The sequence below is a fragment of the Rhizobium etli CFN 42 genome (assembly GCF_000092045.1).
Lineage (GTDB): Bacteria > Pseudomonadota > Alphaproteobacteria > Rhizobiales > Rhizobiaceae > Rhizobium > Rhizobium etli.
Map to the genome: position 1 here is coordinate 563,766 of NC_007761.1, position 12,800 is coordinate 576,565.

At 63.6% G+C, this 12,800-nt stretch carries 9 protein-coding genes; 3 read left to right on the forward strand and 6 right to left on the reverse strand.

The features are described 5' to 3' along the window. Window positions 1-20: 20 nt before the first annotated feature. From RHE_RS02770 to pdeM, 3 genes are read left to right on the forward strand one after another with little or no spacing between them, the layout of a single operon-like run. A complete protein-coding gene (locus tag RHE_RS02770) occupies window positions 21-653 on the forward strand; it encodes a YitT family protein (RefSeq protein WP_011423917.1) in 633 nt (210 codons plus the stop codon). Window positions 654-701: 48 nt separating this feature from the next. Then, a complete protein-coding gene (locus RHE_RS02775) occupies window positions 702-3,212 on the forward strand; it encodes a ligase-associated DNA damage response DEXH box helicase (RefSeq protein WP_011423918.1) in 2,511 nt (836 codons plus the stop codon). Window positions 3,213-3,235: 23 nt separating this feature from the next. Beyond that, window positions 3,236-3,961 carry a ligase-associated DNA damage response endonuclease PdeM gene (gene pdeM, locus RHE_RS02780; protein ID WP_020920327.1) on the forward strand — a complete coding sequence of 242 codons (726 nt, stop codon included), beginning with the start codon at window positions 3,236-3,238 and terminating at the stop codon, window positions 3,959-3,961. A gap of 236 nt (window positions 3,962-4,197) precedes the next feature. On the opposite strand, the gene RHE_RS02785 is transcribed toward pdeM, so the two are convergent. From RHE_RS02785 to RHE_RS02810, 6 genes are all read right to left on the reverse strand, one after another. Beyond that, window positions 4,198-4,779, reverse strand: coding sequence for a transglycosylase SLT domain-containing protein (locus tag RHE_RS02785; protein ID WP_011423920.1), 582 nt, complete (start codon window positions 4,777-4,779; stop codon window positions 4,198-4,200). 99 nt (window positions 4,780-4,878) lie between these two features. Further along, window positions 4,879-5,436 (reverse strand): dihydrofolate reductase family protein, encoded by a 558-nt coding sequence (locus RHE_RS02790; RefSeq protein ID WP_011423921.1) that lies wholly within the window; start codon window positions 5,434-5,436, stop codon window positions 4,879-4,881. A 192-nt stretch (window positions 5,437-5,628) separates the two neighbouring features. Continuing rightward, window positions 5,629-6,429 carry a TIGR02186 family protein gene (locus RHE_RS02795; protein ID WP_011423922.1) on the reverse strand — a complete coding sequence of 267 codons (801 nt, stop codon included), beginning with the start codon at window positions 6,427-6,429 and terminating at the stop codon, window positions 5,629-5,631. Beyond that, complete coding sequence (locus RHE_RS02800; RefSeq protein WP_011423923.1) at window positions 6,429-7,352, reverse strand: sulfite exporter TauE/SafE family protein; 924 nt, start codon at window positions 7,350-7,352, stop codon at window positions 6,429-6,431. Before RHE_RS02800 ends, RHE_RS02795 begins: the two co-directional genes overlap by 1 nt. Before the next feature lie 465 nt (window positions 7,353-7,817). Then, entirely contained in the window at window positions 7,818-11,567 is a 3,750-nt protein-coding gene (locus tag RHE_RS02805; protein WP_011423924.1) for a peptidoglycan-binding protein, read from the reverse strand. Window positions 11,568-11,907: 340 nt separating this feature from the next. Beyond that, window positions 11,908-12,591: a DNA-3-methyladenine glycosylase I gene (locus tag RHE_RS02810; protein ID WP_011423925.1), complete on the reverse strand. Its 684-nt coding sequence runs from the start codon at window positions 12,589-12,591 to the stop codon at window positions 11,908-11,910. Window positions 12,592-12,800 lie beyond the last annotated feature (209 nt).

The following is a 12,800-nucleotide window of genomic DNA, read 5'->3' on the forward strand; positions in this document are numbered from 1 at the left end:
AAAACCGACAGGGGAACATCATGGCATCCAACGTCTTTACAGGCCTTCTGAACTCCAGCGCCGACCGCCACTCGCTGTTCGACGACGCCCAGGGCATCGTCGCCGGCAGCATGCTTGCCGTGCTCGGCGTCTCGCTGCTCTCCGGCGCCGGACTGCTTGCCGGCGGCACCGCCGGTCTCGCCTTCCTTGCCCATTACGCGACCGGCTTCAGCTTCGGCCTCTGCTTCTTTGCCGTGAACCTGCCCTTCTATTATCTCGCCTTCCGCCGCATGGGGCCCGCCTTCACCATCAAGACCTTCGCCGCCATCGCGCTGACCTCAGTTCTGTCGGAATTCGTGCCCGGCTTCATCGGTATTGGGCAGGTCGATCCTATTGCCGGCGCGCTCTTCGGCGGCCTTGTCATCGGCGCCGGCGTGCTGGCGCTCTTCCGCCACCGCGCCAGCCTCGGCGGCATCGGCATCCTCGCACTCTATATCCAGGATCGTCTTGGCTGGCGCGCCGGCCTCGTCCAGCTCGGCTTCGACTGTCTCATCCTGGCGCTCTCCTTCCTGGTCGCCAGCCCCGCGATCATCGCCTGCTCGGTGCTCGGCGCCATCGTGTTCAACCTCACGCTCGCCATCAATCATCGCAAGGACCGCTATATCGCCGTGTAAGCGGCCGGCCGCTCTTCTTTTTCCCTGAATTTTCACTACCTTCAGGGCGTGGACCAGATCGACTCCGAAGCCAGCACCCTGCTGCCTGCCGCCTTTACCCGCTGGTTTGCGGAAAAGGGCTGGCGCCCGCGCGCCCATCAGCTGGAACTGCTTGCCCGCGCCGAGAGTGGCGAAAGCACGCTGCTGATTGCGCCGACCGGCGCCGGCAAGACGCTTGCCGGTTTTCTGCCGTCGCTGACCGATCTCACCCGCCGCGGCAGAATCCCGCCCGGTTCCGCCTTCACCGGCATTCACACGCTCTATGTCTCGCCGTTGAAGGCGCTGGCGATCGATATCGAGCGTAACCTGATGAAGCCTGTTGTGGAGATGGGCCTGCCGGTCACCGTCGAAAACCGCACCGGCGATACGCCGAACGCCAAACGCCAGCGCCAAAAACTCAATCCGCCGGATATTCTACTGACGACGCCCGAGCAGGTCGCCCTGCTTCTCGCCAACCGCGAGGCCGAGCGTTTCTTCAAGGATCTGAAATATGTCGTGCTCGACGAGCTGCATTCGCTCGTTACCTCCAAGCGCGGCCATATGCTGTCGCTCGGCCTTGCCCGCTTGCGCCGCGTTGCCCCAAACCTCAAGACCATCGGCCTGTCGGCGACGGTCGCCGAGCCGATGGATCTGCAGAGATGGCTGGTCCCCCAGCAGGAGGGCAGGGAGCATCACGCCGGCCTCGTCGTCGTCGAAGGCGGCGCCAAACCTGACATTTCGATACTGTCGACCGAAGAGCGCATTCCCTGGGCCGGCCATTCCGCCAAATATGCCATTCCCGACGTCTACAAACAGCTGCTCGACCACCAGACGACGCTGCTCTTCGTCAATACCCGCAGCCAGGCCGAAATGCTGTTCCAGGAGCTCTGGACGATCAATGACGACAATCTGCCGATTGCCCTCCACCACGGCTCGCTCGATGTCGCCCAGCGCCGCAAGGTCGAGGCGGCGATGGCCGAAAACAGGCTGCGTGCCGTCGTCGCCACCTCGACGCTCGATCTCGGCATCGACTGGGGCGATGTCGATCTGGTCATCCATGTCGGGGCGCCGAAGGGCGCATCCCGTCTTGCTCAGCGCATCGGCCGCGCCAATCACCGAATGGACGAGCCGTCGAAGGCGATCCTCGTGCCGGCCAACCGCTTCGAGGTGATGGAGTGCCAGGCAGCGCTCGACGCCAATTATATCGGCGCACAGGACACGCCGCCCGTCGGCCGCGGCGCGCTCGACGTGCTCGCCCAGCACGTGCTCGGCATGGCCTGCGCCGAACCCTTCGACATGCTGGAACTCTATGACGAAGTCACCAGTGCCTCACCTTATGCCGATCTCAGCTGGGAGACTTTCGAGCGCGTCGTCGATTTCGTCGCGACCGGCGGTTATGCGCTCAGGACCTACGAACGTTACGCCCGCATCCGCAAGACCAAGGAAGGCCGCTGGCGCGTCTCCAATCCTGCTGTCGCCCAGCAATATCGCCTCAACCTCGGCACCATCGTCGAAAGCCCGATGCTGAACATCCGCATGGTCAAGCGCGGCGAGGGCGGCCGGATTGGCCGCGGCGGCGCGACGCTGGGTAAGGTCGAGGAATATTTCCTCGAGCAATTGTCGCCAGGCGACACCTTCATCTTCTCCGGCAAGGTGCTGCGTTTCGAGGGCATCCGCGAAAACGAATGCCTGGCGTCGCAGGCCTTTTCGCTCGATCCGAAGATCCCCGCCTATAATGGCGGCAAGTTTCCGCTGTCGACCTATCTCGCCGAGCAGGTGCGGGCGATGATCGCCGATCCCGACCGCTGGCGCCATTTGCCGGATCAGGTGCGCGACTGGCTGTCGCTGCAGACGGACAAGTCGATGCTGCCGAAGCGTGACGAGTTCCTGATCGAAACCTTCCCGCGCGGCAGCCGCTTCTATATGGTCGCCTATCCCTTCGAGGGCCGTCTCGCCCATCAGACGCTCGGCATGCTGCTCACCCGCCGGCTGGACCGGGCGGGCGCCAAGCCGCTCGGCTTCGTCGCCACCGATTACTCTCTCGCCATCTGGGGGCTGGAAGATATGGGCCTAATGATCGGCAACGGCCGGCTCAGCCTTTCCGACCTGTTCGACGCGGACATGCTGGGCGACGATCTCGAAGCCTGGCTCAACGAATCCTTCCTGCTGAAGCGCACCTTCCGCAATTGCGCCGTGATTGCAGGCTTGATCGAGCGCCGCCATCCCGGCAAGGAAAAGAGCGGCCGTCAGATCACCGTCTCCGCCGATCTGATCTATGACGTGCTCCGCAGCCATGAGCCGGATCACATCCTCTTGCAGGCGACGCGGCAGGATGCGGCGACCGGACTTTTGGATATAAGCCGACTTGGCGATATGCTGATGCGAATCAGGGGCCACATCACCCATCGCCCGCTCGATCATATTTCCCCGCTCGCCGTGCCGGTGATGCTGGAGATCGGACGGGAGGCGGTGCCCGGCGAGGCCCACGATGCGCTATTGGCCGAGGCGGCGGACGATCTGATCGCCGAAGCTCTGGCATAATGACTGGGAAAAACACGACTTTGATGAACCGCCTGGCGCTGGCGCGCGACATTTCCGGACTGGCCGCGATACCGGCCATCGAGACATCGGTGAACGGTATTGCCGCCGTCTGCGATCCGCTCGGCGCCCTCTATCTGCCGGATGCCGGCCTGCTCGTCGTCTCCGACCTGCATCTGGAAAAGGGCGCGGCCTTCGCCCGCCGCGGCATGATGCTGCCGCCCTATGATACGCTGGCGACCTTGACCGTGCTGGCCGCCGTCATCTCGCGCTATGATCCGAAGCTCGTCGTCTCGCTCGGCGACAATTTCCACGATCGCATCGGCTCCGCGCATCTGCCGGAAAACTTTCGCGCGCTGATCGTCGCCATGGCGCGCGGCCGCGAATGGATCTGGGTCAACGGCAATCACGACCCCGACGGCGTCGTCGATCTGCCCGGCGCTTGCACCGACGAGATGCATTATGCCGGCCTGACCTTCCGCCACGAGCCGAAAAACGGGCTGCAGAGCGGCGAAATCGCCGGCCACCTGCACCCGTCGGCGACCGTGCGCCGGCGCGAGAGATCGATCCGCCGCCCTTGTTTCGCCACCGACGGCGCCCGCCTCATCATGCCGGCCTTCGGGGTGATGAGCGGCGGTCTCGACCTCGGCCATCGGGCGATGAAGGGCCTGTTCGACACCTCGTCGCTGGTGGCGCATCTGCTGGGGCGCGATCGGATCTATTCGGTCAGGTACGGGAATTTGCGGGGGTAGGGTCTGTTATCCCTGATGGGGTATGCCGTGTGAGACCCCCCTCTGCCCTGCCGGGCATCTCCCCCACAAGGAGGGAGATCGGCAAAAGGTTGGCTCGCCAGTCCCTCTCTAACGTCGTGCGGAACACCAGTTCGTCATTGTTTGGGGGAGCTATCGCGCCCAGCCGATCTCCCCACCCGTGGGGGAGATGCCCGGCAGGGCAGAGGGGGGCTGGCGCGGCACGCCCTTAATTATTATCAATCACACCCCTGCAACTGCTGCTGATAGGTCCCAGCCATCCGCGCGAACTTCTGCGCGGTCTGCTGCAATTGCCCGTTCGAGCGCCAGTCGCCGCGCTTATATCCCGTCGGCCCGGAATAATAAGCGAGATAAAGGTTATAGGCATCATTCAGCGGAATGCCGGTGTCCACGCTGTTCTGGTAATGATACCAGCCGATGAAATCGATCGCGTCGCTGAAATTCGTCCGCCGCGCAGCCCAGTTCCCCGTCTGCGACTGATAGTGATCCCATGTCCCGTCAAGTGCCTGCGAATAGCCATAGGCGGTCGATGGCCGGGTCCAGGGAATGAAGCCGAACAGCTTGGTGCGCGGCGGCCGCGCATAAGGCTGGAAACCCGATTCGGTGTACATCGTCGCCATCAGGATCGGCACGGGCACGCCGTATTTCTTCTCCGTCCGCTCGGCTGCCCTCTGCCAGCTGGAAAAAAGCCCTTCGCGCTGATCGAAGACGGCACAGATGTTCCTCGTCTGCTTCGGCGCCGTCGCGCAGCCGGCAAGCAACGCGAGACCCACGGCGGTCAGAACGATACGAGTACGCATAACAGAACCTCTCGTTTCCGAGAGATTACTAACTCGTAAATGTTAAAAACCGGTTTTTAGTCGAATAGGAACTTTCTGAAGGGGCCACGGGTGAGCCCGCTACGCCTTGACCGGCTCATAGCGCAGAATCACTGCGCCACTTTGCGTGGTCGAGGATTCAATGAGCTTCAACAGCACCTGGGCCTCGTTCGCTTTGAAGAGCGGATTGCCGCCGCCGAGAATGACCGGCACCACGCAGACCCTGATCTCATCGATGAGACCGGCTTTCAGCAGGCTGTCGGCAAGTGCGGCGCTGCCGAAGATGAAAATCGTCTTGCCGTCTTCCTGCTTCAGCCTCGTTAATTCGGGGATCGGATCGCTGACGATACGCGCATTGTTCCAGCCGGGCTCGGTCATCGTTCGAGAGACGGCGATCTTGGCAATGCCGTTCATATAGGACTTGATCTTGTCTTCGTCCTCGGCGGTCGGCCAGTAGGCGGCCATGCCCTCATAGGTCTTGCGGCCGAAGACCAGGAGATCGCCTTCTTCGCCGAACTGCTCGGCATAGCGCTTGAGTTCCGGTCCCCAGGCGAGATTGTGGAAGTCGATATCCCATGGCTTCGTGCCTTCGAAATAGCCATCGAGCGTCATCAGGTTCCAGACGATAAGCTTTCTCATGACATTCTCCTTCCCGATTTTTAAACCGGTTGCGTACAAGAACTCGTCTGAAGCTTAGATAACTGATAGCAAAACGCAAGCGGTTTTTACGAGGAGGCGCGGATGAAGTGCGTCGGGGCACGTGCGGTCACGCCGGCTCGACCGGTGACCGCTGTAACAGATATTCGCGGGAGTACGGTGCCTTGCGGCGGCTCAGTCCCTGCGGAAGATCAGACTGGCGCCCCAGCCGGTGACGACGGCGAGCGCCACGGCCGCGCAGCCGTAGAGGATCGGCTGATCATGGGCTGCATCGGTAATCGTCTGTTCGATGCCGGTTTTGATGACGCGCAGCGGCAGAGATTTATCGGTGATGAGATTGCCGCTCTTGAAGAGATAGGCGCGCACCGTGTGCACGCCGTTCGGAATATTTGCCGGCAGGCGCAGGCTCGCCTTGAAAAGGTTCGATGAAACGAACCGCACGCCGCTCGGGTTGCGGTCGTAAAGCGCGCCGCCCTGCTGCAGCCGCAGGAAAGCTTGACGGAACTCGCCGAGATTGCTGCCGTCGCCGACGAAGCCCACCGGCGTTAGCGGAATGTGGTCGATGCCGATCCCCTGATCGGTCAGTTCGAGCGGCGTCGTCAGGTCGTCGATCATGCGCGAGCTCGACATCGAATAGGAATGCGGCACCGCTTCGAAGGTCATCGAGCGCCTGTTGACCCAGATGCCGAAGACACGCTCCTTCTTGCGCACCGTCGCATCCTCGCGCGGGCCTTCCAGGACCACGACCACGTCATACTGACCGATGGCGAGCAGCAGCTGGTCGGTGTTCGAGAGCGCGCCGAAGATCGTCAGATCCGCGCCGTGGAAATCCGAAGTGATGGCGATTTCGCTGGTCGAGGTGCCGATCTCCAGTCCCTCGCGCACCGCTTCCGTTGCCTGCCCCGGCAGCCACTGCGCCCCGGCAACCGCCGGCAGCAGACACAGGAACAGGAGGATCGAGGCAAGCAGGCGCATCAGTTGCCGGTCCCCATCACCACCGAATAGACGTCCGCCGGGGTGACCACCAGTGCGATCGCCAGACGCAGGCCGACAGCCAGCACCAGCAGGCCGAGCAGGGCGCGCAGCTGTTCGCCGCGCAGCTTCTGGCCGACGCGCACGCCGTATTGCGCCCCGACGACACCCGCCACCATCAGGATGAAGGCAAGCACGATGTCGACGGAGAAGTTCGTCGCCGCCTGCACGATCGTCGTATAGGCAGTCACGAAGATGATCTGATAGAGTGAGGTGCCGACCACGACATTGGTCGGGATGCGCAACAGGTAGATCATCGCCGGCACCATGATGAAGCCGCCGCCGACACCCATGATCGAGGTCAGGATACCGATCGCGAAACCGAGTGCGACGATCGGGATGACGCTGAGGAAAATCTTCGATTTCTTGAAGCGCACCTTGAGCGGCAGCTTGTGCACCCAGTGCTGGTGGCCCGGCTTGCGCGGTACGGGCGGCTCGTTGCGTGCGGCCCGCCGCATGGCTTTGATGCTTTCGAGCAGCATCAACCCGCCGACCGTGCCGAGGAAGATGACATACATCAGCGAGATGATCAGATCGAGCTGGCCGATGGCGCGCAGCAGCGAGAAGATCCAGATGCCGACGGTCGCCCCTGAAAGACCGCCGACCAGAAGCACCGTGCCGAGCTTGATGTCGAGCGTGCCGCGCCGGAAATGGGTGATCGCACCCGAGATCGACGACGCCACGACCTGGTTGGCGCCGGTGGCGACGGCGACGACAGGCGGGATATTGTAGAAAATCAACAGCGGGGTGATGAGAAAACCGCCGCCGACGCCGAACATTCCGGACAGGAATCCGACGGCCGCCCCCATGCCGAGAATGATGAAGATGTTCACCGACAATTCTGCGATGGGCAGATAGATTGTCACAACCGACCCCGAATGATGACCGCGCCTGCCGGGCGGTTTCTGTCACGTCCCCGTTCGAATGCGCACCATACTGTGAAATCGTTGCCAGAGGCTTTCGATCGGCCCCGATTGATGGAGATCGATGGCAGGAGATTCGGCGATGCGCGGACCGATATGTCCGGCATAATCGGGCTTTTTTCAGGTTTTGTGACGAGGGCCGGAAAAATTCGGGGTGCTTCGGGCTTCGTGCCGCGAAGCCGGAACCAAGACCCTTCCCCCCAAAGGGGAGGGGCTAGCGTGTTGCGCCACTGCAGCAGACATCAGCCTCTCTGCGGATGAGACGGTGAAATAGAAACAGTGGGCGCGGCATCCAGGCGCCTCCCCCTTGTGGGCCCTTGTGGGGAGGGGTCTTCATTCGACCCCTAGCGGTGGCGGCAGCCCGGTGAGAGCAGCTTTCGTCAATCTTCCGGGTTGAAACCACGCGCCTCAGATTGCCTTGGCGACCTGCTTGTTCCGTTCGAGCAGCGCCTTCACGGTCGCGTCCGTCACCTTGCCGTCCGGCGCCTGGCCAATCGATTTCTGGAAGCTTTTGATCGCGGCGACGGTTTTTGCACCCATTTCGCCATCCGGCACGCCGGCGTCGAAACCGTTATTGTTGAGGATCGCCTGGATGTTGCGGATCGCCTTCTTCATGTCGACGGTTGCCGTCTTCATGCCCGTGCCCGCCCATTCGTCGGGAATGTCGATGCCGTTGGCGCGATGGTCGAGTGGTTCCGGCTTCCAGAGGTCGGCCTTGGCGCGCGCCCGTTCGAGCTGGTCGGGCTTCATGGCATTGGCCACTTCGTCGCGTTTCTGCGCTGCATCCTTGTCGCCGGCCTTGGCGGCGATTGCAAACCACTTGTAGGATTCTTCGAGATCCGCCGAAACGCCGTTGCCCCTCGCGCAGAGAATCGCCAGGTTGAACTGGCTGTCCGTGATGCCGAGATTGGCGGCCTTGGTGAACCAGGAGGCCGCCGTCGCATAATCCTGCTGGCCGAGTGCGCCGGAGGCGTAGAGGACGGCGAGATTGTGCATGGCGCTGGCATTGCCCTGGTTGGCCGCCTGCTCGTAGAAACCCTTCGCCTTGGCGATGTCGCGTTCGACGCCGTTGCCCTTCTCATACATGCTGCCGAGCCGGTATTGCGCCGGCGCAAAACCCTTGTCGGCCGAGAGCTGGTACCAGTTCGCCGCCTGTTTCTGGTCGACGCTCATGCCGTTGCGGCCGTCCGAATAGCGCGCACCAATCTCGAACAGCGCCAGGGCGTCGCCGCCCTGTGCCGCATCGGCAAGCGATTTCGGCTGCACGGTGTCGGGAATGGTAATCGCCGCATGCGGCCCGGGCGCCGCTGCGGTCGGGCTGTTCGCAGTGAAGCTCGATGTTTCCTGCGTTGCGGCAGACGAACCGGCGGGGGCAAAGGTTGCAGCCCCTTCGCTGTCGAGCGGCGTCGCATCGGTCAGATGATCGCCCGCGGCAGGCAGGGCTGTTTCCGGCTGCGCCTGATCGGCGGCCGGCGCGCTCGCCGTTGCAGGGGCGTTTATATCGGCGGCGCCGGTATCCGGCTGGGCGGGTGATGCCTCAGGCGGAATCGGCTTCGGGTTTTCCGTCGCCCCCGTCAGCGCCGAGACCTCCGCCGGCGGCTGCGGTGCCGGCTCGCCGCTCATCAGCGTCCGGGCCAGCGGAAAGGCCATGATCGCGAGCAGCACGGCGCCGACGGCGAGAAGGATCGGCCGGCGGTAGCGCGAAAAGGCGCTGGTTTTGCCCGACTTATCGGTCTTGTCGGCATTCGCGGCCTTCTTCTCGGCCTTGACTGCCGCCTGCTTCGGATTGGCGTCCACTTCCATTGCGGCTGCCTGAGCCGCCCGGCGCGCAGCGGCGATGTAATCGGCGCGATCGGTCCCGACGGCAGGTTTGCCGCGCTGAGCACTCTGGCTGGCGCGCACCCGCTCGAGAATCTTCTTGACGTCGGGCGCGCCGGAACCCGGCTCGAGCAGTTCGTTCGCGGCATCCGTCGGTACCACGTCGGCGGGGTCGATCGACGGCGCCGGGTCGATCACCGGCCGTTCATTCGCCTGCGCCTCGACTTTCTTGCCGGGTCGCAGCCGCTTGCCCAGGCTGGCGAGCAGGCTGGTTTTTGCCGGTGCCGGCGTCGGGGTCTCCTGCGGCCGCGTTGCGGCGTCGATGGCGATTGCGCTCGTTGCGCTCATGGCCGCGGCAGGCGCCGGGGCGGCGGGTTCCGCTGTGATCTCTGCCGTGCGGATGACCGGAGAAGCTTTCGCTGCCGGGGCCGCGTCGCGCGCGGCTTCAGCCACCATCAGCGCGTAGGGGTCGACGTCGAAATCGACGTCGGCCACCGGCATCTGCGCGACCGGCCGTCCGCGCTCTTCCATGCCGTCGAGCCGGTCGGCGATATGGACAAGCGTCTCGTGCAGCGCCTTGAAGGTCTTGTGGGTGCGCTCCTCGCTGTCGCGGCTGATATCCTCGAGATGGCGCAGATCCTCGGCCAGCGCCGTCAGCGCCGACATATCGGCGGCGGGCATGCCGCCCTGCAGGCCGCCATTGCGCGAATAGGCTTCGACGACGGCTTCCGCCGCTTGGCGCGCCGCCTCGATGATATATTCGTCGCTTGTCGCCATATAGTCTTCGATCGCGCCCATGCGGCGGTCGAGGTCGGCAGGGATCGCGGCGCTTTCGCGCGGCTCGCTCATCAGCGCCGAAAGGTTGGCGATCTGGTCTTCGAGGCTCTTCAGCGCCCGCGGATCGGTCGGCGGCGCCGCTGTCGTTTCTTCGAGCCGGGCGGCGATGTCGCTCAGCCGGCCTTCGAGACGCTGGAAGGCTCCGTCATCGATCGCCGCGGCAGGCGCGGGCTGCTGATGGCCCATCTCGTCGATGCGCCGGGCGAGATAATCGAGCCGCTGCGCCAGCACGTCGTTGACGGCACCGGTCTCGAGCGCGTCGATCTTGCGGGAGATGTCGGAAAGCGGTCCGGTGAGGTCGGGTTGCGCAGCCGCCTTCTGGGTGCGCTCCAGCAGGTAAGAAAGATGTTCCAGTCGCTCGTCGAGCCGCGACGTCGCTTCCGCCTTGGTCAGCTCCTCGACACGCTCGGTCAGCGCCTCAAGCCGCATCGCCAGCTCGTCGGCCGGCGTCGCCCTGCTGGCCGCATCATGGCTCATCACGTCGATCTGGTCGGCGAGCGCCGAGAGCCGGCTTTCCAGCCGCTGCATCAGCGACGGATCGTTGCCGGCGGCCGCGCGTCCGCTGGCCGCGATCGCCCGGCTGATCTCGTCGAGCCGCGTGTCCATGGCGGCGAACTGCTCGGACATGACCCGGTCATGCGGCTGGATCATGTTGCCGAATTGCTCCATCGCCGTGGCGATGGCGATCAGCTTGTCTTCCAGTGCCCGCACCGCTGGGCTTTCGCCCATGCCGCCGATATGGCGCTTGATGTCGTCGAGCCGGTAGGCGAGCGAAACGAGCTCTTCCTGCAACCCCTCGGTATCGAGTGCGGCAAGCCGGCTCTCGACGCCGTCCCAGCGGTTTTCCATATGGCGCAGCGATTCCTCGCGCGCCAGCCCGTCCATCAGCGATCGCAGCTCCTCGAAATCCTCGCGCAGGCCGGCGGCCTCCGGGCCGCTCGAGCGGCCGGCCAACTGGCTGATGCTCTGGGCAAGACGGCCCATGTCGGCGCGGATGTCGTCGGCGAATCGGCTGTCTCCGGCAGTAGCCTTGATCTCGCGCAGTTCGGCGCGCAGCGCGCTCATCTCGCGCGTCACGCCCTCGGAAATGTCGCGCTTCAAGTCCTGGCGCAGGTTGACGAGCGCCTGGGCGATCTCGGTCATCGTGTCATCGCCGGGGCGCAAGGCAGGGGCGGCGAGTGGTGCGGCGGCGCGCGGTACAGGGTCGCGCAGCTGAGCGGCCTGCTCGCGCCCATAGGAGCGTTCGCGGCCTGCTTCCAGTGCCTGCTGGCGCTGGCGAATTTCCGCCAGCGGATCCGGCCGCGGCTCGATCGGTGCTCGGGTGGGGCGGGGCGCGTTGGAGGCCGCATAAGGATCGCGCTCGGCCGTGGTGCGCGGCCGCGGATCGCGTCCGCTGCCCATCAGCCCCTCGATGCGCGCCTCCAGCCCTTCGATCGTGCGATTCAGCGCATCGAGCGAGGTCCTGTCGGACTGTCGGGAAGGATTTGATCGCGATCCGTTCATCTTATTGCTCGCTTCGACTGCTCGACCTCTCGTCAGAGCTCGATCCGTGGCTTTTCCGTCTGTGGCCCGCGCCTGTCGTGCAGACCAGAGCGCCCTCATCCAATGAGAGGATAGTCAATTAGACTTTCCTCACGCTGAACGATGTAGCGGCATCCTTGGGAAACGCGAGACGGGGAAAAGAATGCGGATCACTACGGCTCAATCCGCACCTTTCACGAAACGTGGTAAACAAGCCGTTAAGATCGATGAGAATTTTTTAACGTTTGCGTTCGAAAGGCTGTTTTAGGCGGCAATTGCCGTGAAATTCGCCGCATCGGATAGCCATCGTCCGGCTGGAATTTCAGTGCGCCGCATCGATTGAATAGGCGCTGATGCGCGACAGATGAATGAAGGAAAGACCGGTCTCCCCGGCCCATTCATTGAAGGTCTGTTGGATCAGCTGCTGATCCTTCTTCGTCGTGCCGGACGAGGAGAGCGGCACGCCGGCCGATCTCAGGCAGGCGAGCACGTCGAGCGTGGCGACGAAGCTGTCGCGGCCGATGCCGCGGAGGAAATATTGGCCGGTCATGCCGCCGAGCCGGCTGCCGCGGTTGCTCAGCAGATCGAGAAGGCCGATCTGGTCCTCCCGCGGCCAGTCGGCGAAGAAGGCGCCGGCGCTGCCATGTTCCCTCGCCAGCTCTCTGACGAAGGCGGCATTGGCGCGAACCGACATGATCTTCGCGCCGTTGCGGATGATCCGCTCGTCCGATGTCAGCTCATGCCAGTAATCGTCGGGCGCGATATTCAGCGCCGCCGGATCGAAGCCGGAAAACGCCGCCTCGAAACCCGGCCACTTCGCATCGATTACCTTCTGGACGAAGCCGCTGTAGAAGATGCGGCGGGTCATGTCGGCGAGAATACGATCGTCGGACATGGCGCGAAGGCGGTCGTGATCCGGCCGATGCTTTTCCAGCAAGGCCTGCAGCGCGGCCGCTCCGCCTTTTCGTTCTTCCGCGCGCTGCCTTATCGCCTCGAAACTGATCATGCCGGCCCACCTGATGCTTAGTCAAAGACGGTTGCGCTTATACGCCATTCCCCAATGGACAAGGAAGATGAGATGACGTCTCCTGCCTTTGCATCCACGGCTTGCGGGTTCGCGCTCTCGAATTTTTTCGTGAAAAGGCGCTCGAGAGGCAGAATCTGACGTTTACGCAAACGTCAATATTTTGTAAGACGATGACCGAGGCCGGCGCG